The sequence below is a fragment of the Mesorhizobium sp. WSM4809 genome (genome assembly GCF_055811655.1).
Genome location: NZ_JBVVQW010000002.1, coordinates 248,072 through 269,818 on the forward strand (window position 1 = coordinate 248,072; position 21,747 = coordinate 269,818).

At 63.0% G+C, this 21,747-nt stretch carries 21 protein-coding genes; 3 read left to right on the forward strand and 18 right to left on the reverse strand.

The window, feature by feature from the left end; translation table 11 throughout:
* Nucleotides 1-2 precede the first annotated feature (2 nt).
* The 3 genes from AC0L24_RS05750 to AC0L24_RS05760 form a co-directional block, all read right to left on the reverse strand.
* Nucleotides 3-1,100 carry a putative B6 ABC transporter permease subunit 2 gene (locus AC0L24_RS05750; RefSeq protein WP_127809462.1) on the reverse strand — a complete coding sequence of 366 codons (1,098 nt, stop codon included), beginning with the start codon at nt 1,098-1,100 and terminating at the stop codon, nt 3-5.
* Nucleotides 1,097-2,665, reverse strand: coding sequence for a putative B6 ABC transporter ATP-binding protein (locus AC0L24_RS05755; RefSeq protein ID WP_127809461.1), 1,569 nt, complete (start codon nt 2,663-2,665; stop codon nt 1,097-1,099). Before AC0L24_RS05755 ends, AC0L24_RS05750 begins: the two co-directional genes overlap by 4 nt.
* 77 nt (nt 2,666-2,742) lie before the next feature.
* Nucleotides 2,743-3,771, reverse strand: coding sequence for a putative B6 ABC transporter substrate-binding protein (locus AC0L24_RS05760; protein WP_127397073.1), 1,029 nt, complete (start codon nt 3,769-3,771; stop codon nt 2,743-2,745).
* A 100-nt stretch (nt 3,772-3,871) separates the two neighbouring features.
* Here AC0L24_RS05760 and AC0L24_RS05765 point away from each other — a divergent pair, with 100 nt between their 5' ends.
* Nucleotides 3,872-4,297, forward strand: coding sequence for a hypothetical protein (locus AC0L24_RS05765; RefSeq protein ID WP_473563549.1), 426 nt, complete (start codon nt 3,872-3,874; stop codon nt 4,295-4,297).
* Between the two features lie 38 nt (nt 4,298-4,335).
* Here the strand turns inward: AC0L24_RS05765 and AC0L24_RS05770 are convergent, their stop codons facing one another.
* From AC0L24_RS05770 to AC0L24_RS05810, 9 genes are all read right to left on the reverse strand, one after another.
* Nucleotides 4,336-5,346, reverse strand: a complete 1,011-nt coding sequence (locus tag AC0L24_RS05770; protein ID WP_127397075.1) for an ABC transporter substrate-binding protein — start codon at nt 5,344-5,346, stop codon at nt 4,336-4,338.
* Nucleotides 5,347-5,385: 39 nt separating this feature from the next.
* Nucleotides 5,386-6,201, reverse strand: coding sequence for an ABC transporter permease (locus AC0L24_RS05775; protein ID WP_127809458.1), 816 nt, complete (start codon nt 6,199-6,201; stop codon nt 5,386-5,388).
* Nucleotides 6,198-7,028, reverse strand: coding sequence for an ABC transporter ATP-binding protein (locus AC0L24_RS05780; protein WP_127320950.1), 831 nt, complete (start codon nt 7,026-7,028; stop codon nt 6,198-6,200). The genes AC0L24_RS05775 and AC0L24_RS05780 overlap by 4 nt, the downstream gene beginning before the upstream one ends.
* A gap of 130 nt (nt 7,029-7,158) precedes the next feature.
* Entirely contained in the window at nt 7,159-8,088 is a 930-nt protein-coding gene (fhmpcd1, locus tag AC0L24_RS05785) for a 5-formyl-3-hydroxy-2-methylpyridine 4-carboxylate 5-dehydrogenase (RefSeq protein WP_363279918.1), read from the reverse strand.
* A complete protein-coding gene (locus AC0L24_RS05790) occupies nt 8,088-8,708 on the reverse strand; it encodes a glutathione S-transferase family protein (RefSeq protein ID WP_013529861.1) in 621 nt (206 codons plus the stop codon). Before AC0L24_RS05790 ends, fhmpcd1 begins: the two co-directional genes overlap by 1 nt.
* A 26-nt stretch (nt 8,709-8,734) precedes the next feature.
* Nucleotides 8,735-9,145 carry a RidA family protein gene (locus AC0L24_RS05795; protein WP_013529860.1) on the reverse strand — a complete coding sequence of 137 codons (411 nt, stop codon included), beginning with the start codon at nt 9,143-9,145 and terminating at the stop codon, nt 8,735-8,737.
* Nucleotides 9,146-9,151: 6 nt separating this feature from the next.
* A complete protein-coding gene (locus AC0L24_RS05800) occupies nt 9,152-10,285 on the reverse strand; it encodes an LVIVD repeat-containing protein (RefSeq protein WP_128287611.1) in 1,134 nt (377 codons plus the stop codon).
* An 80-nt stretch (nt 10,286-10,365) separates the two neighbouring features.
* Complete coding sequence (locus AC0L24_RS05805; protein WP_027039500.1) at nt 10,366-11,517, reverse strand: cupin domain-containing protein; 1,152 nt, start codon at nt 11,515-11,517, stop codon at nt 10,366-10,368.
* A 289-nt stretch (nt 11,518-11,806) separates the two neighbouring features.
* Complete coding sequence (locus AC0L24_RS05810; protein WP_473563550.1) at nt 11,807-13,435, reverse strand: GMC family oxidoreductase; 1,629 nt, start codon at nt 13,433-13,435, stop codon at nt 11,807-11,809.
* Nucleotides 13,436-13,637: 202 nt separating this feature from the next.
* Here AC0L24_RS05810 and AC0L24_RS05815 point away from each other — a divergent pair, with 202 nt between their 5' ends.
* Together AC0L24_RS05815 and AC0L24_RS05820 are read left to right on the forward strand one after the other, a co-directional pair.
* A complete protein-coding gene (locus AC0L24_RS05815) occupies nt 13,638-14,315 on the forward strand; it encodes a FadR/GntR family transcriptional regulator (RefSeq protein WP_013529856.1) in 678 nt (225 codons plus the stop codon).
* A gap of 43 nt (nt 14,316-14,358) precedes the next feature.
* Nucleotides 14,359-15,906, forward strand: coding sequence for a GMC family oxidoreductase (locus tag AC0L24_RS05820; RefSeq protein ID WP_292631515.1), 1,548 nt, complete (start codon nt 14,359-14,361; stop codon nt 15,904-15,906).
* Nucleotides 15,907-15,964: 58 nt separating this feature from the next.
* On the opposite strand, the gene AC0L24_RS05825 is transcribed toward AC0L24_RS05820, so the two are convergent.
* From AC0L24_RS05825 to AC0L24_RS05850, 6 genes are all read right to left on the reverse strand, one after another.
* Nucleotides 15,965-16,717 (reverse strand): GGDEF domain-containing protein, encoded by a 753-nt coding sequence (locus tag AC0L24_RS05825; RefSeq protein WP_127326711.1) that lies wholly within the window; start codon nt 16,715-16,717, stop codon nt 15,965-15,967.
* 151 nt (nt 16,718-16,868) lie between these two features.
* Complete coding sequence (locus AC0L24_RS05830) at nt 16,869-17,573, reverse strand: thermonuclease family protein (protein ID WP_473563551.1); 705 nt, start codon at nt 17,571-17,573, stop codon at nt 16,869-16,871.
* Nucleotides 17,574-17,606: 33 nt separating this feature from the next.
* Nucleotides 17,607-18,806 (reverse strand): ABC transporter substrate-binding protein, encoded by a 1,200-nt coding sequence (locus AC0L24_RS05835; RefSeq protein WP_473563552.1) that lies wholly within the window; start codon nt 18,804-18,806, stop codon nt 17,607-17,609.
* A 92-nt stretch (nt 18,807-18,898) separates the two neighbouring features.
* Nucleotides 18,899-19,657 carry a lytic transglycosylase domain-containing protein gene (locus AC0L24_RS05840; RefSeq protein ID WP_473563630.1) on the reverse strand — a complete coding sequence of 253 codons (759 nt, stop codon included), beginning with the start codon at nt 19,655-19,657 and terminating at the stop codon, nt 18,899-18,901.
* Between the two features lie 32 nt (nt 19,658-19,689).
* Nucleotides 19,690-20,061: a hypothetical protein gene (locus tag AC0L24_RS05845; RefSeq protein WP_127270682.1), complete on the reverse strand. Its 372-nt coding sequence runs from the start codon at nt 20,059-20,061 to the stop codon at nt 19,690-19,692.
* 60 nt (nt 20,062-20,121) lie between these two features.
* A partial coding sequence (locus AC0L24_RS05850; protein ID WP_473563553.1) for a calcium-binding protein occupies nt 20,122-21,747 on the reverse strand: 1,626 nt, incomplete at its 5' end.

Sequence of the window (21,747 nt, forward strand, 5' to 3'; positions counted from 1 at the left end):
CCCTAGGCCCTCCGCGACTGGTTGTATCGGTGATCGAAATATTCGGCGAGCGCGAGCACGATCAGCACGATGGAAACCAGCACCAGAGTGAAATGATTGGGCACGCCGAGCCGGCGCGCCGCGCTCTCACCGCCGATCGAAAGCACCGAAAGCAGGAACACGAAGCCGATGGCTGCAAAGCCGTTCATGCGGGCGAGAAACACGGCGGGTATCACCGCAAGCCCGTAGGCGGGATTCCAGTCGGCGCGGACATTGCCCTGGACGCCGATGATGTCGACGGCGCCGGCAAGCCCGGCCAGCCCGGCCGAAATGGCGAAGACGGCGACGGTCAGGCCGGGGACACCGAGTCCCGAGTGAACCGCCGCGCGTGGATTGGCGCCGACGATCCTCAGCTTCAGCCCGAACGCCGTGCGCGTCATCACCAGATGCACGATGACGATCGCCGCCAGCCCAAGCAGCAAGCCGCTGGTGATGGTCGTTTCGAACAGGCGCGGCAACCGGTCTTCCACCGGCAGCGTACGGGTCTGCGGCACGGTCGTGTTGGGGTCGCGAAACGCCAGCTTGACCAGCACATTGGCGAGCGAGGTGCCGAGGAACGTCATCATCAGCGTGGTGATGATCTCGTTGACGCCCTGATAGGCACGCAGCAGGGCCGGCACCAGCGACCAGATCATCGCCACCACCATGGCGATGAGGAACGAGCAGACCAGCGCCAGCCAGGCTGGCATGACCTGCACGAACATAGGAGCGCTGGCCGCCGCCGTCACCGCGCCGAGCAGGAACTGGCCGTCGCCGCCGAGATTCCACATGCCGGCGCGAAAGGCCACGATCAGGCCGGCGGCAAGAAACAGCAGCGGCGCCATGCGCGTCAGCGTCTGCTGGATGCCGAGCGGCGAGAACAGTCCTTTCTCCAGCACGAAGCCGTAGTAGGCGAGCGGGTCGACGCCGACCGCAAGCAGGATACAGCCGGCTATGACGAGAGCGATGAGGATCGGGCCGAGCGTCATCAGCAACCGATGCGCGATGTCGCGACGCGTCGTTGCCCCGCTCGTGGCATCGAGTGCGGTAGCACTGACCGTGGGTGCGGTGTCGATGCTCATGCGGCAAGTCCGATCATCAGGCGACCGACCTTGGTGCGGGCGTCGTCTACGTTCTCGACGGTGCCGACCAAAGCGCCATCGGCGATGACGGCGATGCGGTCGCACAGACCAAGCAATTCCTCGAGGTCGGTGGAGATCAGCAGCACCGCAAGGCCACGCGCCGCCGTGTCGCGGATGCGCTGGCGCGACGCCAAAGTGTTGGCGAGATCGAGCCCGTAGGTCGGCTTGTTGAAGATCACCACCTTGGCGCCTTCAGCCAGTTCCCGTGCCAGAAGCACCTTCTGGATGTTGCCGCCGGACAGCCGCGCGACGGGCGTCTTCAGGCTCGGCGTACGCACGTCGTATTCGCGCACGAGCTGCGCGGCGCGCTTGTCGATCTCCGCGCGCTGCTCGACGCCGTTGCGCCAGAACGGGGCCGCGCCGACCTGCTTGAGGAAGAAGTTGATCGAGACCGGGAAGGTTCCGACAGTGCCCTCGCCCAGCCGGTCGTCGGTCAGGTAGCGAAGGCCGCGCCGGCGGCGCTCGCCGACGCTCAGCGTCTCGATGGCGGCGCCGTCCAGCCGTATCGAGCCGCCGGCAGCTGTACGCTGGCCGGCCAGCGCTTCCGCCAGTTGCTTCTGGCCGTTGCCGTCGATGCCGGCAATGCCCAGGATCTCGCCCGGGCGGATGTCGAAGGAGATCGACGACAGGCCCGGCGCATTGTCCGTCGGCGCGACCGCCAGATCTGCGACCTGAAGCAGCGGGGCCGCTTCTGCTCGGGCAGTGCGGACCGGACGCTCGACGGCTTCCGGATCATCCTTCTGCTTGCCGAACATCAATTCCACGATCTCCGAGACGATCTCCTGTTCGCCCAGCGCGCGAAACCGCTCGGGCGGGATCTCGCCGACCTTGCGGCCGAGCTTCAGCACCGAGATGCGATCGCCGAAGGCAGCCGCCTCCTTGAGCTTATGGGTGATGAAGACGATCGCCAGGCCCTGCTCGACAAGGCGGCGCATCAGTGCGCCGAGTTCGTCGATGCCTTTCGGCGTCAGCATGGAGGTGGACTCGTCAAGGATGAGCAGCCGGCTGTTGCGCAGCATCGCGCGCAGAATCTCAACCTGCTGCTGCTCGCCGAGCGACAACTCCGATACCTTGGCTTGAAGCTTGACGGTGATGCCGAGCGTGCCGGTGATCTCGGCGACGCGCGCCGCCAGTTCCTCGGTCCTGGGGCGCTGCCACCACGGCCCGCCAAGCAGGAGATTTTCCGCCACCGTCAGCGTCGGCACCAGCATCATGTGCTGGAATACGGTGCCGATGCCGAGTGCCAGCGCATGGCGCGGCGAGGTGATCGGCGTCGGTTTGCCGTCGACCAGTATGCGTCCTTCGTCCGGCTGCTGCAGGCCGGACAACATGCCGATCAGTGTCGATTTTCCAGCGCCGTTCTCGCCCAGCAACACATGCACTTCGCCCGGGCGGATCGACAGGTCGACGCTGTCATTGGCAACGATGCCGGGGAACCGTTTGGTCACGCCTTCAAGCGCGACGATGTCGCGCCCTGCAACGGACGATGAAGAAAAACCGCTCATGAAAGCCCAGCACCAAAAAACAGGAATCGTCCGGAGGGGTGAACGGATCACCCCTCCGGCAGCCGACCGTGATCGCCTTACTGGGCGACGCTGGTCATCAATGCCCTGACGGCGGCCGCGTCATAGACCGGCTCAACCTTGATCTTGCCGGAAATGACGTCCTCGCGCAGCGCCTGGATTTCCGTCCAGGCATTGTCCGGGATCGCAGCGGTCTTCAGCAGCTTGACCGAGTCGTCCTTGAGGCCGATCGTATAGTGTTTGGTGCCGAACGTGTCGGCCTTCAGGTCGGCAATCATGGCCGCATAGACCGGCTCGATGTTCCACACCACCGACGACAGCAGGAAGCCCTTGTCGATCGGTGACTTGTCGCCGATGACGTCGATGAAATAGACCTTGCCGCCATCGGCTGCCTTGGTCGTCTCGACCGCCTGCAGCATGCCGAAGCTCGAACCGTTGCCTTGGCCGAAGATGATGTCGGCACCCGATGCGATCACGCTTTCGGTGACGCGCTTGCCGCCGGCCGCATCGCTGTAGGCGGCAGGGCCGATCACCGCATAGGTGATCTTGACGTCAGGATTTTCCGCCTTCACGCCTTGTGCGAACGCCGCCGACTGCGAATTCCACGATGGCGGTTCGCCCGAGACGACGATGCCGACCGACTTGGAACGCGACACCTTGGCGGCGAGACGGCCGGCCAGATAGGCACCCTCGTGGCCGCTCAGCGTGTAGTCGGCGACGAGGCCCTTCTCCAGGCCGGCTGGCGTGTCGACGATCGCCACCGGAACTTTCAGTTCCTTGGCGATTTCGGGCGCCGAGGTGTTGTAGCCGCTGGCATGCGCGATCAACAGGCTGGCGCCGTCGGAGGCAAGTTCCCGCAAGGTCGGACGAACATCGCCATAGCCGAGGCCCTGGGCCACGACCACTTCGACGCCGGCGGCCTTGCCCGCCGCCTTGGCGGCGTCGATGCCTTGCTGGTTCCAGCCATAGTCCGTGCCTTCTTCGGGCGTCAGGATGGCGATCGACTTGACCTCGCCGGCAAGCGCGCCGCTCATCAAGACACCGGTCAATATAGCTGCACTTACACTGCTCTTAAGAAGCTTAAACATGTTACCCTCTCTGTTGTTTCACCAATCAATATTCTTATTGTTATTGCGCAAAAGCGAGATAGACTGCCTAGGAAAAATTACATTATGGAGCTCAGGCAAAGTGAAGATCCGTTATGCCCTTCCGGTGATGCTGGCGTTGTCGTCCTTCGCCAACGCGGTTGAGTTGCACCATGTCACCGTCCGCACCGGCACTGACGGGCTCGACATGGTTCCGTTGACGATTTCGAATGCGGGCAGCGAAAGCCTCTCCTGCAACGCCGACTTCGCCCACTGGTATTCAGCCGGGATCGCAACGGTCGAGCCGGGCAAGAAAACCCGCGTCGAGCTCTGGTTCGATGCGAAGACCGGCACGTTCACGATCCTCAACGACAAACGCGAGAACCTGCCCGTCGAGCGGCTGTGGTGCGGTCTGGCGAGCCGCGCATATGCCACCCGCGTGCAGGTCACGCTCGACCGCACCGATGCGGCGAAAGGCGAGCGTGATGTGTCCTGCGGCATCGCGCGGGACAGCTTTGTCTGCCGGTAGGCGCTCATCGAGCTTTCCGTTCGAACACCGCGCGCCCCTTATTCTTTTGCCAGGAATGCGTCGGTGAAGACGTCGTCCGCCGACAGAGCCGCCTTGAGCACGCCCTGGTCCGTCAGCGTCTTCAGGGTCTCCTCCCACTGCGTCTTGGTCATCCAGCCGAGACCGTGTTCCTTTGTGTCAGGGCTGCTGAACGTCGATGCGATGTCGGCGTTGATCTGCGCCAGCAGCACATCCTTTTTCTCCGCATAGCCGGGCGCCGCCTTGGCGGTGATCTCGGCAGCCTCTTCCGGGTGTGCCACGACATAGTCGAAGGCCTCCCTGTATGCCCTGACGAAGCGGCGCACGACGTCCGGCTTGTCCTTGATCATCGCCTGCGAGGTGAACAGGCCCGAGCCATAGGCTTTCCACCCATGGTCCGCCCCCATCATGATGCTGAGCGAGCCGGGGCCTCCGGCCTTCGCTTCCAGTTCGGGAACCTCCGCATCGATATAGCCGACGACGGTCTGAACCCGGCCCAGCAGCAAATAGCTTTCATAGGGAGGCGAGACGCTGTTCAGCGTCATGTCTTTTTCGGTCAGGCCGTTGGCGGCCAGGAAGCCCTTGAAGAAGATGTAGGTGGAACCGGCCGGATGAATGCCGATGGTCAGTCCCTTGAGGTCGGACGGCCTGGTGAGCTTCAGCGTCTTGGCCAGCGAAATGATCCCCAGCGGCGAGTGCTGATTGACGGCCGCCAGCGCCACGACCGGGACATTCTGCGACCGTGCGACGGCAAGCGTGGGAAGATCGCCGAACCCGAAATCCGCGTTCTCATTGCCCACCAGCCGCATCGCGTCCGGCGAGCCGGATCCCTTGCGGATCTCGGCCACATCGATGTCGTTCTTGGCGAAGAAGCCCTTTTCCTTGCCGACGAAGAACATGGCGTGATTGCCGCGCACCACCCAGTCGAGCTGGACGTTGACCTTGTCGGCCGCCAGAGCCGCGCTGGAGAAGCCGAGCGCGCCGACAAAAGCTGCCAAGGTAGCTGCCTTGATAAGTGACCGTCTCAGCATGTTTTGTTCCCCTTTATGAATTTGGTTGATCGAGTGGGCCTAGGACTGGCTGAATTTCGGCGCCCACGGCACCACGATGCGTTCGAGGATTTCGGCGGCGTAGTAGAAGGCGATGCCAAGCACGGAAACGAGCAGCAGCGCTGCGAAGACCAGCGCCGTGTCGAGCTGGGTCGAAGCGAACTGGATGACGTAGCCGAGACCGTCCGACGCCCCGGCAAATTCGCCGACGATGGCGCCGATCACGCTCAACGTGGCGGCGATCTTGGTTCCGGCCATAAGGTTCGGCAGCGAGTGCGGAACGCGGATCCTGAACAGGATCTGCGTCTGGCTGGCCCCGACCGAATTCATCAGCGACAGCAGCGAGCGGTCGACCGATTGCATGCCGGCCAGCATAGAGAGCGTCACCGGGAAGAAGGCGATGACCAGGATCAGGCCGATCTTGGGCGCCAGTCCATATCCGAACCAGAGGATGAAGATCGGCGCGAGCGCGACTTTCGGCACGTTCTGGAACAGCACCACCAGCGGATACAGGGCGCGTCCCAACCAATCGAAGCGCACGATGAGCAGCGCAATGGCGATGCCGACCACGACCGAGACCAGGAAGCCGAACAGGATCTCGCCCGCCGTCACCAGCGTCGCCTGCATCAGCGTGCCCCATTGCGCGACCAGCGACTTCGCGATCTCGGACGGAGCGGGAATAATGAAAGCGGATATGGCAAAGACCCGCACGGCCGCTTCCCACAGCACGATCGTCACCAGCAGCAGGATGACCGCAGGAAGCCAGCTGCCGGTCGCCGCACTCCAGTTGGAGGCGAGGCGCGGCTCGGAAAGGTCGGTGATGGGTTGGTCGCTCAAGACGCGCCTCCCGGTTGATGGCTGGAGCGCAGCATCGTTCGCAACTGGACCACCAGCCTGACGAACTCCGGATCTTCGGTGACCGACAGGTCGCGCGGATAAGGCAGCGCAATGTCGAGGCTCTCGGTGATCCGCCCGGGCTTGATCCCCAGCACGTGAACATGGCGCGACAGATGGATGGCCTCGTCGATGGAATGGGTGACGAGCACGATCGTCTTGCCGGTCCGCTGCCAGATCTCCAGCAGCGACTGGCCCATCGAATCGCGGGTGATGGCATCGAGCGCGCCGAACGGTTCGTCCATCAGCAGGACTGCGGGATCGAGCGCCAGGGCCCGTGCAATGGCGACCCGCTGCCGCATGCCACCCGACAGCTCGTTCGGCCGCTTGTGGGCGCTGTCGCCAAGCCCGACCAGTTCCAGCATCTCCTGCCCGCGCGCCCGCAGATCCGAGCGCGACAGCGACTTGTCGGCAATGCCGAGCAGCAGCGAGGCATTGTCGACGGCGTTTTTCCAGGGAAGCAGGTTGGCGTCCTGGAAGACGAGACCGATCATCCGCTTGCGCGCCGCCTCGATCGGCGCGAGCCCGGCGATCGAAACGCTGCCCTGGGTCGGCTGCACCAGCCCGGCCAGCACCTTGAGCAAGGTGCTCTTGCCGCAGCCGGAAGGGCCGATAAGGGAAACGAACGACCCCTTTGGCACCGAAAGATCGATGTTCCTGAGGATCAGTTGACGGGCCATGACCACCGAAACGCCCTTGGCGGAGATCAGATCGTCATGGCGGATATGGGCCGGCTTGTCGCCGGCGGCCCGGATGGTTTCAATGCGCATGGCTTGCCGCCCCGCGCGCTGTTTTCTGTCGCACCCGCACCATCTTGATGGCGGAGGCGCCCTTCACACAAACAGCCGACCGGTGGAACTCCTCGAACCGGCCTGCCCTCTGCGCACCATGTGACATTGGCTACTCCCGGCCTTCCAGGATGCGCCGCACCGCGACGAGCTTGCGCGCCCGTTCACCCTGCAGCGCCTTTGTCTGCTCGGGCGTGTAGGCAAACATGCCCTCGCCCGACTTGATGCCGAACTTCGACGCAGCTGTCTTCTCCAGCACCATCGGCGCGACATCGTCGCGGTTGGAGAGATCGGCATTGAGGAAAGACGAGACGGATTTGTAGATATCCAGCCCCGCCATATCGAGCAGCGCCATCGGACCGATGACCGCGATCTTGTAGCCGATGCCCCACGACACGCAGGTGTCGAGGTCTTCCGGCTCGATGACGCCGCGCTCGACAAGATCGACCGCCTCGCGCAGCAGCGCATAGAGCACGCGGTTCTCGACGAAGCCTGGAACGTCCTTCTTCACCACCACCGGCAGCAGGCCGATCGAGCGGATGAGATCGCGGATAACAGTCACGGTTTCAGGCGCGGTCTTTTCGCCGCCGATCACCTCGATCATCGGGATGATGTGCGGCGGGTTCGACCAGTGCATGCCGACCATCCGCTCGGGATGCGAGATATGCGCCTGCAGCTTGGTGATCGGGATGCCCGACGTGTCGGAGGCGACGATGACGGACGGGCCGATCAGCGGATCGATGTCGCGATAGGTCTGCGCCTTGATGTCGATATTCTCGGGCACGTTCTCGATCACCAGTTCGGCGCCATCGACGGCCTCGGCGATCGTCTCGACGAAACGCACGCTGCCGGCGCCAGTCCCGGGCGCCTTGATGTCGAGACGGTCGAGCACGCCGCCGGCGAGATCGAGCATGCCGCGGGCGCGCTCGATTGCCCCTGGCGAAACATCATACGCCGTCACATCGAGCCCGCCGCGCGAAAGCCGCGCGGCGATGCCTGGACCCATCGTTCCCAGTCCGATGAGAGCGGCGCGCTTGATCATCATGCCGCCTTTGCGGGAGCAGCAGTGGTTGCCGCCTTGAAGGCCGGCCGGGCGGCGATTGCGGCCACCCAGCGCTCCAGATTGGGCATTGACGGCCGGTCGATCTTGAAGTCGACGCAGCGCTTCAGGATCGGCGCGCAGGCGATGTCGGCAAGGGTCAGCTTGCCGAGCGCCAGGAAGTCCTTGCCGGCCAGGTGGCCGTCGACGATCTTGAGCTGCGCGACAAGGTCCTTCACTTGTTCCTTGTATTCGGCGGTCTGTTCTTCGGGCGTGAGCTTGGCGCCCTTGAAGGCCGCCAGGTAGCCCGGATTGACCGCAGCCAGCAGGAAGTCCATCCAGCGCTCGACCTCGGTCTTTTCGGCCGGCGTGGCGCCATTCAACTGTTCGCCGCCGAATGCCGCGAGATAGCGCAGGATGGTGTTGGACTCCCAGATCACGGTGTCGCCGTCGACCAGCGTCGGCACCTTGGAGGTCGGGTTGAGCGCCTTGTATTCCGCCGTCTGCGTGTTCTCGAACTGGCGGCCATAATCCTCGCGCTTGTAGGAGGCCCCCAGCTCTTCGAGCATGAAGAGCACCTTCTGGACGTTGCCTGATGTCTGGCGGCCTAACAGCTTGTACATGTCGTCTCCTCGCTAGTGTCCAAGGCCTACTTGCTCGCCGGGAGCGGCTTGTAGACGATGGCGTCCATTTCGATCTTGGTGTTGATGACGGCCTTTGCCTCGACGGTCGTGCGTGCCAGAACGGCGTCGCCGATCCCTTCGAGGAACGCCTTGTTGTAGCGACCGAAATCGCGCGTATCCTCGAGATAGGTGGTGATCCGCACGACATCCGACAGCGTCGCGCCTTCATGCGCGATGACGCGCGCAATGGTCTTCAGCGTCGCCAGCGTCTCTTCCTCGATCGTGCCGCTGATCATGTTGTTGTTCTCGTCCTTCGGCACCTGGCCCGAGACGAAGATGAAATCGCCGGCACGCACCGCCGGATGAAACGGCAGGTTCGGGTTCTTGTTGCCGATGGCGTAGTGGCTGGCGGATTTTCGCGTGCTGTCGCTCAACATACCCCCCTAGAGAACGCTGGTTTCGATGATGTCGACGCCGCGGATGCGATCGATCAGGTAGACGATGCCGCGGTCGTCGATGGTCACGTCGTTGGACGAGGAACGCTCCGCCCCCTCCGGCGCGTCGGGCATGAAATGGCCGACTTCCTTTGGCGCGAACGGATCGGCGATGTCGACGAGGCGCAGCCCCTGCGCGAACCATGCAAACGGAATGACGGTTCCATTGAACCGCTCGGAGGGCTGGTGGCAGCCCGTCATCGGCGGTTGCGGCGCGCCATCCGGGTCGAGGCCAGGCACCTGGAAGGTCGAGATCGGCAACGGGTTGGTCTCGTCGGTGATGTCGTAGATCCAGGTGAAGGCCGGCGGTGAAGGTCGCAGTTTGGCGACATCCTCGTCGGCCACCACCATGATGTTGCGGCCCTTGAGCGGCCGTGGGATCGGCAGGCAGGTGTGGGTGGGATGCGGAAAGCTCGGGCTCGAATTGACGTGCGAGACCAGCTTCGGCTTGGTGATGTCCGAAATGTCGAGGATGAACAGCCCGTGATGCCAGTAGCTGACATAGAGCCGGTCGCCCATGCGCAGAGGATGGTGGCAGCGCGGCGTGACATAGTCATGCCACGGGTATTCTTCCCCGCCACCCGTCCACTGGCCGGGTATCCACCAGCGTCCGACCTCGACCGGCTGTGCCGGATCGATCAGATCGAGGATCATCACGATATTGCCGACATAACCGTCGGCGGTCGGCGAGATGTAGACGTAACGGCCGTCGAAGTCGTAGCGGTGGACGCCCTTGCCGCCGGTTATCCATTTCGAGATGAGCTTGGGCTGCGCCGGCTTGGTTGTGTCGTAAAGCGCCAGTCCGCCGCCGAAATCGGCCGGGCCGGCATCACCAAAGCGCTCGTGGTTGATGATCATCAGCCCGTCCTTGGCGCGCACCTTGTGCGAATGCCAGCCGGGCGGAACATCGATCGTGGCTATCTTGCGCGGATTGCGCGGGTCGGAAATATCGACCAGCGTCGTGCCGCTCGGCGGCCGCATGTGGCCGATATAAAGGATGTTGCCATCGACCCAGACCTGGCCGCCGCCTGGACAGTCGACATGGCCAATCTGCTTGGTGTTGAACGCCGAAACCAAATGCATACACCCTTGCTGCTGAAGCGTCGTTTTCGATGTCCACGCCGCCAATCGCGGCGGGACAGTGCTTGCCGAAGGACCGGAAACTAGACGAGGCGGAGCAGATCGCCGGCCTGGTTGCGGCCCCAGCGCTTGTAGAGGAGCAGCGCCTTCTGCGTCGGCGCATCAGTGGCGCCGAAGAAGATCACCGGCTCGCTCGACGAGCCGTTGACATGCTCGACCCAGGAACCACCAGGTATGGCGATGGTGTCGAACTGGTTCCAGTCATAACGTTTGCCGTCGATGATCGAATGGCCGTTGCCGCGGAACGGCGCCAAGAGCAGGCTGGCGGTCTCGCGCTGCGGCAAGGTCTTCTCGCCGGGGCGCAGCATCTGCACGTAGAAATTGATGGTGTGGAAGACGGGTCCGCCGGTGGTCGGATCGACATAGTCGATGACGATGCCTTCATGGGGGTCGCCATCCCAATCCTTGTGGGCGTCGAGGACTGCTTCCATCTTCTCCCAGCGATAGACATACATCGGCGACGACAGGCCGCCGCCGCGCTTGTGATCGACGAAACGCGGCATCAGGCCACCCTCGCCATAGATGCGCTGTGAGTAGTCACCGGGATAGCGGGCGGTCTGCACCTTCTTCTCGACTTCCTTGCCATCGACCATCTCGGTGTATTTGTGATCGAAATGGACGGCATGCAGCGTTTCGACCAGCGGCAGGTCGAGCACCGACAGGTTGACCGCCTGCTCGCCGCCGACGGTGCCATGATTGTGCCAGGCGTCGTTGGGCGTCAGCACCATGTCGCCCGGGCCAAAAACCACGTCTTCGCCCTCGACGCCGGTGAAATTGCCCTTGCCGGTCAGACCGAAGCGGATGGCGCTCGGCGAGTGCTTGTGCGGCGGCATGATCTCGTCGGGATCGTTCAGGCGGTAGGCGGTGTACATGGTGCTGACCGATGCACGCTTGGGCGCAAGACCGGGATTGACCAGGATCAGCGAACGGCGCTCACTGTCGTCCATGGTCACCAGTTCGGCGGCGCGCTGCAGCAGCGGCTCGATGTCCGAATAGGACCACACGAAGGGAACGGCCTTCGACGTCGCCATCAGCTGCTTGATCTCGTCATGGTCGACGCCTTCCGACGTCGCCCAGAACGGAAACATGTTCTTTGCGTAGAGGGCGTCATAGAGGCCCTTGAGTGCTGCCTTCTTGTTGGTGAGCACATCGTTAGCTGGTTGCGCCAGGGACATATCGGACACCTCTCGTCACGAAGAAAATACTTCTAACCAACTCAACCGTATTCGCATTGGTTTTGCTCGACAATAGCCAAATTGCGAATTTTATAAGTTTTTGGTTGAGGTGCATTTTTGGAAGGCAAATGCCCAGAAATAGGCAGAATAGCCTAGAAATGCGCGAGATACGGCTCGCAATCAGGGTGTGAACCGCTTCGCCACGGCCATGCGGAAGCGCATGACAGTCCAACCAACGCAGTTTTTCAGTCTCAACCAAAAGACTTTGGTTGTATTCCGGCCGCCTCTATCAGGCCGCCACGCTCTGTTGAGCGCGGCTGCGGATCAGATCCGCGGCCTTTTCGGCGATCATGATGACCGCCGCATTGATGTTACCACAGACGAGGTCGGGCATGACCGAGGCGTCCACGACACGAAGTCCGGCGATGCCGCGCACCCGCAATTCCGGATCGACCACCGATGCCGCATCGACGCCCATGCGGCACGTGCCGGCCGGATGATGCACGGTGATCGAGGTCTTGCGGATATGCTCGTCGATCTCTTGGTCGCTCTCGCATTTCGAGCCGGGAAAGAACTCCGCGCCAACGAACGGAGCCATGGACGGCTGGCTGGCAAGGTTGCGCGCAACGCGAAAGCCGGCGCGAAGCGATTGCCAGTCGCGCTGCGAGGACAGGAAGTTCTGGTGGATCAGCGGCGCGGCGACCGGATCGCTCGACGCCAGCTTGACGCTGCCGCGGCTCTCCGGCTGCACCGCAACGATACGGGTCGCAAAGCCGTCGGCGAACGGCGCCTTGAACGGCGACATGTAAGGCCATGCCCCCAGCGGTGCAGCGGTGAAAAGCAGCTGCACGTCCGGCAGCGGCCGGCTTGCGTCGCTCTTCAGGAATGCCACGACGCCGCCAGGCACATCTCCCGAAAAGCCCTTTCCGGTGAGATAGGTCTTGACGAAATCCAGCCCGATACGATCGGCCCGCATCATCTTGAGAAACGGTCCCGGCTGTTTGCGCCGATACATCAGGATGACCGAAACGTGGTCCTGCAAATTCTTTCCGACCTGCGCACGATCGACCTTCGTCTCGATGCCATGCGCCGCGAGCTCACCGCTGTCGCCTATGCCTGACAGCATCATCAGCTGCGGCGTGTTGATGACGCCGCCGGCAAGCAGGACTTCGCGCCGCGCCAGAACTTCATGGCTCGCCCCGCCTCTGGTGTAGGCAATGCCCGTTGCACGGCCATCCCTGAGCAGGATCTTCGTCGCCATCGCGCCGGTCAGCACCTTGACGTTGCCGCGGCGCATGGCAGGCCGCAGATAGGCGGTCGCGGTCGAGCAGCGGCGGCCGTTCGCAATTGTCATCTGCAGCCGGCCGAAGCCTTCCTGTATGGCGCCGTTATAGTCGTCGGTCTGCGGGTATCCGGCATCACGGCTGGCTGTGGCGAAGGCATCGATCAGTTCGTCCTTGTACCGGCAGAACTGGGTGTTCAGCGGCCCGCTGCCACCACGGTACCGGCTTTCCCCCGCTTCCCAGCGCTCCTGCTTCTTGAAGTAGGGCAGCACCTTGTCGAACGACCAATCCGTCAGGCCGCTTGCCGCCCAGCGATCGTAGTCGCCGCGATTGCCGCGCACATAAGCCATGGCGTTGGTGGAGGAAGAGCCGCCGATGACCTTGCCGCGCGCGCATTCGACCTTGCGCCCGCCGACATTGGCCTCGGGCTCGCAGAAATACATCCAGTCGTGGCGGCGCTCGGTCAGTATCTTGCCCCAGCCGAGCGGGATGTGGATCATCGGATCGCGGTCCCAATCCCCCGCCTCCAGCAGAAGCACCGATACGGCAGGGTCCTCGCTCAGCCGGTTCGCCAGCACACAGCCGGCCGATCCCGCACCGACAATGACGTAGTCAAAGGTTTCGCCAGCCGGCATGCGTGATCCTCGGGAGAAAACGGCCCGCCGCGATGGCAACCGTCGACATGGGCAGTCAACCATCGCGCAACTGGTGTTGTCAACCATTGCGTACAGCTGTAGATTGGTTGAATTGGTTGAGTGCCGTCGAACAGGCTTTCGTGTCACAATATGATGCCGGACGTTGAGTCGGCGGTCTGCCGATCGGACAGGAGATTTGGTTTTGAGCGCATTCGAGCCGCAGGTCGGACCATCGGATCTCGACGACATCATCGCTGCGGTCCGCCAGTTGCAGCAGGGCGGCGGCAAGCTTCCGTCCGAGCGCGATCTTGCGGAACATCTGAGCGTCAAGCGCCATCAGCTTCGCAAGGCGCTTGAAGTGCTGCGCCTTTCGGGCGACCTCAAACCGGCGCGCGCCAGGCGGGCGCCGACCGCCCTTCCGAGATATGGCGAGGAACTGGTCAGGGTAACCAATCCGATCGAGGTCCTGGAATTGCGCCTGATCATGGAGCCGGGCCTTGCCCGACTGGCGTCGCTGCGCGCCTCCTCTTTCGAGACGGCGCGGATCCTCGACGCGGCAACCACGCCGGAGAACGCCCCGTCGGGTGAGGTCGACTTCGCTTTCCATCTCGCGATCGTTGCCGCGGCCCGCAACCATCTCGCCGCGGAATTCTACAAGATGCTGCGCCAGGTCGGCGTCGATGCGCGGGTGAAGGTTGCGCGCACCGCAGCCCCCACCTGCCCCAAGCGGATCGCCCACCGCGACGGCGAGCATCGCCTGATCGCCGAGGCGATCTCGCAGCGCGATCCCGAAGCGGCAGAGGCCGCAATGCGCGCGCACCTTTTGTCCGTGCAGAGACAGATCATGGAACGGTCGAATGCCGGCGCCTTTGCCGCGTGATCGTATCAGCTTCCGATAGTGAGCCTGTGCGGGGAATTTCAAATTGAAACGTCATTTCGACGTGCTGGTGATCGGTGCGGGATCCGCCGGCTCGGTTGTTGCCAGCCGGCTCAGTGAAGACCGGTCGTGCCAGGTCGGCCTCGTCGAGGCCGGGGCGATGCCGGCCGATCCCGACATCGCCGATCCGCTGAAATGGACGATGCTCCAGGGCCGCGCCTACGACTGGAGCTACCGGACCGTGCCCCAGCCCTTCACCGCCAACCGCGTCCATGAATGGCCGCGCGGCAGGATCGTCGGCGGCTCGAGCTGCCTGCATGCAATGGCCTATGTCCGCGGCCATGCCGATGATTTCGAACCCTGGGCGCAAGCTGGCGGCGAGCGCTGGTCCTATCGGGGGTTGTTGCCGGGCTTCATCCGCAGCGAAGCCTTCACTGCCTTCGACGGGCCGACACGCGGCAAGTGTGGCCCGCTGGACGTCTATCTGCCGGACGCCGAGGTCAGTCCGGTCGTGCGGGCCTACATCGCTGCCGGGCGCGCCATGGGTGCTCCCGCCCTGAGCGACCACAACAGCGGCGAACTGGTCGGCACTAGTCCCAATTCACTCAACATACGTGACGGCAAGCGCCTGAGCGTCGCCGACGCCTATCTGTCGTTGCAGGTCATGGCGCGGCCGAACCTGACCTTGCTTGCCGGCCACGAGGTCGAGCACCTGGTGCTGGACGGCCACAAGATCACGGGCGTGAGCGTGGTGTGCGAGGGTGAGACCGGAACGCTGTCCGCCGACCGGATCGTCCTTTGCGCCGGCGCAGTATCCACGCCGCTCATCCTCATGCGGTCGGGCATTGGCTGTCCCGATACGCTGAAGCAAGCTGACATACGTTGCCTTGCCGATCGCGGCGATGTCGGCCGCAACCTGCAGGATCATCTGCTGGCTCTCGGCAATGTCTACAGCACGAAGAAGCCGGTGCCGCCCTCCCGCCTGCAGCACTCCGAATCGCTGATGTACCTGCACAGCGACGACCCGACCCGCTCCACGGGAAGTCCCGATATCGTGCTCGCCTGCGTCGTCGCGCCGTCGGCGGCCGAGGGCCTGAAGACCCCGCTTTATGGCTCGGCCTTTACCATCCTGTGCGGCGTCACTCATCCAACAAGCCGCGGGCGCATCACACCGAGCGGCCCGGGCCGCAACGATGCGCCGGTCATCGACCCGCATTACCTCGAAACCGAACACGATCGCGCGACATTCAGGATGGCGTTGAAGCGGGCGCGCATGGTCGGCCATCATGCGGCCCTGGACGAATGGCGCGATACGGAGATCCTGCCAGGTGCACCGGTTCAGTCCGATGCCGAACTCGATGCTTTCATCGCCAGGGCTGCTTCCACCCATCACCATCCGGCCGGCACCTGCCGGATGGGTCGTGACACTGAGGCCGTCGTCGATCCTGACTTGCGGCTGAACGGCTTCGACAATGCCTTTGTCGTAGACGCCTCGGTGATGCCGGCGATCCCGAGCGGACCGATCAACGCCGCGATCGTCGCCATCGCCGAAACCTGGGCGGCGTCTTCACGGGCTACCCCGTCGTCAGCGTAACCGCGGCCGCGTCCGACAATTCCCCTGGGTTCCGAATGGCTCTGGTTCCCGGCGATTGTCAGCTATGGAGATGCGTCAGTTCAAACGCGGCTCCGTCCTGGACGCCGGCCATGCGCTGCTCGGCGGACCGGAACATGTCCGCGAACTCCACCTGGTTTTCGAACACCACGCCGCCGACCTTGACGGTCAGGGCATCCTCGGTCCCTTTTGGCGCGAAATAGACTTGCGCGATGCGCGCCCTGATACGCTCGCCGATTTCCCTGGCTTCTGCTTCGGTCGCGCCGGCGAGGAAAACCCCGAACATCGACGTCCCCATGCGTCCAACCAGATCCTCCGCGCGCACCGACGATTGTATGGTCGAAGCTATGAGCCGCAAGGCTTGATCGCCCCATTCAAGACCAAAGCGCAGGTTGATGGACCGCAGATGTTCCGAATGGATGACCAGGAAGGCGCCCGATTTCGGCCCCGGCACCGACGGCCGTGCGGTTCTTTTTTCGACCATCGACGTGAAGACCGCTCCGTTCAGGCAGCCGGTCATGGTGTCAAAGGTTGCCGACTTGTCGAGCTCCCGGCGATAGCGACGAAGCTCGATCTGTTTCAATCCAACGAACAGAAAAAGCGGAACGCCAAGGACAACGGGCAACAGGATTGCCGTGATCATGCTGCGCCCAAATGGCGTCAGCGCCTCGGAGAACAGGAGCAGGTAATTGAGGCCGACGGAAACGCCCAGGATTGCAGCGGTTCCCAGAAAGGTCAGCAAAGCGACGCTTTTCCATGCCTGGTCGGTGGTGCTCGCCATAGTCTTTATCACTGGCCGATCTCCTGTGGTTGGGCTGGTATAAGGCCGGTGTGTTGCAATTTCAGTTTCAAGGAAGCTTGCAATTTAATCGATTGCGCGATGACCCCATCAAGGCTGCGCCCGTGGCGGTTAACAAACAAAACATCAGGGAATGAATGGCAGGCTATTGCGCCGGGCCGAATATGCCCATCCCAGCCTTTCGGGCTGTCGCCTCCGCCTTGCCGTAGATGCCGCTCGGCAGCGCCGTGGCCCAGCCGTTGGAGACAAGCCAGGCGCCAACATCCTGCTTGCCCAGCCTGCACGGTGCGGCGACGGCAAAACGCTCGACGTCCGGCGGTACGAAACAGTGCAGCGCGCGTCCCCTCAGCCAGGAATTGAAAACGGCGCGTGCGCGAAGGCCGCAAGGCCAGGTGACGTCATGAAACGAGCAGGAGCTGTCGAGATCGATGCCCCGCACTCCGCTGATGACCACCTTGCGGCCCATGGCTTCGAACATCGCCGACGATGTGGCGATCGGGCGGTAGAGCAAGACCTCCCGCCAATCCCCGGGCATTGGCGTTTTCGGGGGCACGGCGAGACCGAGCTCGCTGAGTGGCGGACGGGGCTCGGCCCGTTCGATCTCAGCGGGATCAAGCCGTGGCGGAGCGATCAGGTCTTGAGCAACCTTGCGCGCCGGCTCCAGGCGTTGCGCGCCGGCAACCGGGGCAACCGGCCGGATAGGCCGGGTATCGCCAACATCCGGCGACGGGGCACGGACAGGCCGATCGACCGAAAGCAACGCCCCGCCCTGAATGATCAGCAGTATCCCGGCCAGAAGCAGGAAGCTTCCGAGCGCGATTGCCACGCGGCTGCGGCCCGGCCTGTCCATCAGCTCGAACAGGTTCTCAAGCAGGCTCGCCGGTCAGAAACCCGACGTCGATTTGGCAACCAGCTTGAGCGCACCTTTTTCAATCCGATAGAACGGCATCGAGCGTTGGCTGGATCCGTCGGCCCGAAACCGGAACAGGCCGGTCGAGCCACGAAAGCCGTTTGGATTTTCGAGAACTTTCTTGCTGAAACCATCAGGCCCGACCGCGCTGGCAATCCCTGCCGTCAGGGCAACCATATCATAGGCATAGGCCACGTTGACGTCGGCAGGATAGTTGTATGTCGTCCTGAAGCGGTCGGCGATCGGCCCGGTTTCACTTGGATCGAGCGTGGCGATAAACGCCCCCTCGAAGAGCGGATCCATGGGGTGCTCCAGCCAACGGTTCGTTCCGACGACGGAGATGGTCTTTCCCGGAATGCCCTTCGATTTGAGGGCGGCAAGGATGGGCGCCGGACTGCCATTGCCGCTGGCGACAATGACGGCGTCGGGGGCGTCCACGAGTGAGCCCATTTCGTCGACCGCCTTCGCGCCACCGTCGCCGGCAGAATATCGGAGAGTGACCGCGAGCGCCGCGCCGTAGATGCTGAGGCTGTTTGCGACCCGCTTCTCCATGGCGCCGGCGTTTGGATTGTCCGCGACAAGCAGTACGAACTTCTTGCTGCCTTTCGCAGCCAATCCCGCGGCGCCGGCTGCGGCGCTGTCGGCTTCGCCAAGGAGCACGGCATAAACCCCGGCGCCGCCGGCGAAATTGTCGGCAAGCGCCAGAACCGGTGGCCGCTTCGATCCCGAAAGCGTGGCAATATGCTGGGCTGCCGGCAGCTCGGTCGGGCCAATGACGACTTTCGATCCCGTCGTAATGGCCGTTACCGCCAGTTTGCTGGCCTGCGCGCTGTCGCCCTTGGTGTCCTCTATCGTCAGCGTCAGCAATCCGTTGCCGATATCCGTCATCGCCAGCTTGGTCGCATCGAGCATCTTCCTGCCGTTTTCCCCGGCCGTTCCGGGGGCGGACAACGGCAGCAGCATCGTGACTTTGGTCGAGCCGGTGCCCAGCGACTGGGTCGCCTGGACGGGGCCGGCACCGGCGGCGCCGTTCTGCCCGGCAGGCGCGGCAACCGTCGCCGGATCGAGCACTTCGGACACGCCGCCCTTCGACTGGCAGCCCGACACGATCGCGGCGAGCGCCAAGGCGATTGCCCATGTCCGCGGACAGTGGACCTGTCGGCCAGCTTCCATGAATGCTCCACCCCTATGTGCCGCCGGATATTGTTCCCGGTCTGGTCTTCAACGCATGTTACGGCGGACTTGCAGTGCCGTCTGTAGTTCTTTTAGCCGCCGAAGAGCCTGCCTCTGAGCGCCCTGATCTGCCTTGCTTGCCCGGCACTTCGATAGTCGGCGCATTTCATGTATCGCGGCCCCGGCACGAACACGCGGCGCACGCAAACGCCCTTTGCCTGGGCAGGGGCTCCGCCCTCTCCGCCCGGCGAAAATGCGGAAAAGCCGAACGTCGCCACCGGCAAAGGCCCGGTCACTTCAAAGCCTTCCCTTGCCAGGATTGCCCGAGCACGCTGGCAGTAGCGGACCGAAAGGGCCGAGAACCGGCTTTCATTGTGCCCGGCGCGATACTTCATGACGGTGGTGCACAGATCGCCCCCGGCCAGCCTGTTGGCCTGTGCAAGATATTTGACCCCCAGCGCGATGTTGGCCGCCGGCGCGCTCAGATCGTCCAGGGAACCTCGAAAGCCGAGCATTCTGGCGGTCGACGGCATCACCTGCATCAGGCCGACTTCGCCGTCGGCGCCTTGCACGTCGGGATCGAAGCCGCTTTCGATCTCCATTACCGCATGCGCCAGCATCGGCTCCAGGCCATGGATCGATGCCTGGCAACTGGCGAATGACTTGAAAGCCTGCCGGGTCCACTCCGTGGCCGGATCACAGCGCACCGATTGCTTCAGTCCGGACGAAAGCTGTGGTTTCACGGATGGTCGTTCCAGCCAGTTGGCACTGGCCGGCGTGACCGTTTGGACAAAGCCAAACAACACGATCGCGCCCGCGACCGCCTTCAGGAAGGATCCGTCGGCTGTCATGATGGCCAACAGGCGTGGGTTCGCCTATCCGGTCAGTGCATGTACTCGACCATGCGATCGTGAAAACACTCGCATTTGTTGAGGTAGTCTTCGTCCTTGTAGTTCGTCTTCAGGTAGCCATAGGCCTTGCCGCAAGCGACCTTGGCCTCCGACGCCCAGACGAAGACGGGCCGCGACGAGTTGATCCACTCCGAGCTGTTGGCGACGGCAACCGACTCGTCCATCAACTTCACAACCTCCTGCTTCAGATCGACGATGTTGTCGTTCAGCACCAGGTTGGAGGTGCCGACGACACGGCAATAGTCGCCCGTCGGACCGTCGATGATGTCGGCGGCATACCCCGTCGACCCGACTGCCAGCAACAGCGTCGCAGCGGAAACAAGCAGTCTTGCAGAACGTTTCATATTGAGCTCCCCTAGATATTAGCGACGTATAACATAGTCACGTGGTTGTGCGCTATGGCGTTACACCACGTTTGCCGTTGTCTGATGCTGGGTTATGCCATCGTCGTAGAGCAGCGTGATCGTGTTGGCAGCGGGGTGGTTCGTGAGTTCCGCCACTTGGACAAAATTGGCCGGATCTCCCGATCCGCTCGTGTCGACACTCAGCACGCCGGTCCCTGCGTCGTAGTTGACGAAGTTGCCGACATTCGCAGGAGCCGAGTCGAACAGGGCTGTCAGGTCGATCTTGTCGCCGTCGCCGCCATTGAAGTCCGTGATCAGATCCTTGATGTCGAGGTTCTCAAGTCTGAACGTGTCAGTGCCCGTCCCGCCGGTGAGCGTGTCACTCCCGGCACCACCGACCAGCAGGTCGTTGCCGGCGCCGCCGATCAAAGTGTCGGCGCCGCCTTCGCCTCTGAGCGTGTCGTTGCCCAATCCGCCGGCCAGGTAATTGGCGCCGGAGTTTCCGTAGAGATAGTCATCGCCGGAACCGCCGATCAAGCCCTCGATGCCAGTCAGCGTATCTCCCGTGGCATCGCCCCCGGTGATGTTGCCATCACTCGGATTGCTGGGGGTGCCATGAACACCGGCGGCGCCACCTGCATCTGTCAGGTTTATCGAGATCGCCGCGCTCCCGGTATAGTCGGCAATGTCGGTGCCGGCTCCGCCTGAGATCGTGTCAGCGTGGGTGCTGCCGGCGATCACGTCGTTCACGGTGCCCGCAAACCCTGCCAGCGTAAAGGATCCACCCGAACTTGCAGCTACCTGGTGGATGTCCAAGGACTGGGTTGCACTAACGTCACCGTCACCATCGACCGCACTGACTTGAAAATGCAACGTGGTGTCGGATGGCAGTATCGTTTGTGAGATGTCGACGGCGGACAGCCTGATTTTCGAACCAGCATCACCGGTTATGGAAATTAGGTTGAAGTCGATCGAAGGATCGATGACCAGATGTCCGTTCGTAACTGTCGCCGTTCCGCTACGGGTCTCGCCGGTGACGGAATTGGTTGCGATCCACGATACAGAGCCCGAGCTGTTGCCGCTTGCCGCGAAATCGAGGCTGCCTATGAACTTCGGATTCAGCGTCGGTGCGTCATCCCCCGCGGTTGCGGAGGTGTGAAACTCCATGGTGAAGTTCTCATCTTTCTCGATAAACTGATCGGCGACACCGAAGCCCTGTGTCGAAGAATTGACGCCCGTGCCAGTACCGGTGAACTCGATCAGGCCATCCGATGTTTCAAGGAAAGGTGTCGGACCACCCGGCGACAGCCCCGTGAGCGTTTGAGTTACCGTTGTTGCTGCATCGGGTGTGATAAGCGCAAAGGCGTAGGTACCATCTGGATGCAAGGTGAGTGAATAGATGTCAGTCCCCGTGGAGGTTTCGGCCAGCAGCACCGTCGTTCCGTCAGCCTGGACTGCCGTGCTGTAGCTAACCCCCGTGATCGCCGGACCTGTGATGTTGAAATGGTTGACACCGTCGGCTCCCGCCACAAAGTCAAACAAACCGTTGACGGATCCGACCTCGTTGGGGATCGTCCCTGGCGTGAAAGCTCCAAGCGTCGGCACGTCATCGACGATGTCGACCAGGATGGAGCCGGTGGTGGTGTTGCCGTGGGCGTCGGTCACCGTATAGGTGAAGCTGTCCTT

Excerpts from the sequence above, each read along its gene's own strand:
- AC0L24_RS05750 (WP_127809462.1), bottom strand. The coding sequence starts at position 1,100 with ATGAGCATCGACACCGCACCCACGGTCAGTGCTACCGCACTCGATGCC.
- AC0L24_RS05755 (WP_127809461.1), bottom strand. The coding sequence starts at position 2,665 with ATGAGCGGTTTTTCTTCATCGTCCGTTGCAGGGCGCGACATCGTCGCG.
- AC0L24_RS05760 (WP_127397073.1), bottom strand. The coding sequence starts at position 3,771 with ATGTTTAAGCTTCTTAAGAGCAGTGTAAGTGCAGCTATATTGACCGGT.
- AC0L24_RS05770 (WP_127397075.1), bottom strand. The coding sequence starts at position 5,346 with ATGCTGAGACGGTCACTTATCAAGGCAGCTACCTTGGCAGCTTTTGTC.
- AC0L24_RS05780 (WP_127320950.1), bottom strand. The coding sequence starts at position 7,028 with ATGCGCATTGAAACCATCCGGGCCGCCGGCGACAAGCCGGCCCATATC.
- fhmpcd1 (WP_363279918.1), bottom strand. The coding sequence starts at position 8,088 with ATGATCAAGCGCGCCGCTCTCATCGGACTGGGAACGATGGGTCCAGGC.
- AC0L24_RS05790 (WP_013529861.1), bottom strand. The coding sequence starts at position 8,708 with ATGTACAAGCTGTTAGGCCGCCAGACATCAGGCAACGTCCAGAAGGTG.
- AC0L24_RS05795 (WP_013529860.1), bottom strand. The coding sequence starts at position 9,145 with ATGTTGAGCGACAGCACGCGAAAATCCGCCAGCCACTACGCCATCGGC.
- AC0L24_RS05800 (WP_128287611.1), bottom strand. The coding sequence starts at position 10,285 with ATGCATTTGGTTTCGGCGTTCAACACCAAGCAGATTGGCCATGTCGAC.
- AC0L24_RS05805 (WP_027039500.1), bottom strand. The coding sequence starts at position 11,517 with ATGTCCCTGGCGCAACCAGCTAACGATGTGCTCACCAACAAGAAGGCA.
- AC0L24_RS05810 (WP_473563550.1), bottom strand. The coding sequence starts at position 13,435 with ATGCCGGCTGGCGAAACCTTTGACTACGTCATTGTCGGTGCGGGATCG.
- AC0L24_RS05830 (WP_473563551.1), bottom strand. The coding sequence starts at position 17,573 with ATGGACAGGCCGGGCCGCAGCCGCGTGGCAATCGCGCTCGGAAGCTTC.
- AC0L24_RS05835 (WP_473563552.1), bottom strand. The coding sequence starts at position 18,806 with ATGGAAGCTGGCCGACAGGTCCACTGTCCGCGGACATGGGCAATCGCC.
- AC0L24_RS05840 (WP_473563630.1), bottom strand. The coding sequence starts at position 19,657 with ATGACAGCCGACGGATCCTTCCTGAAGGCGGTCGCGGGCGCGATCGTG.
- AC0L24_RS05845 (WP_127270682.1), bottom strand. The coding sequence starts at position 20,061 with ATGAAACGTTCTGCAAGACTGCTTGTTTCCGCTGCGACGCTGTTGCTG.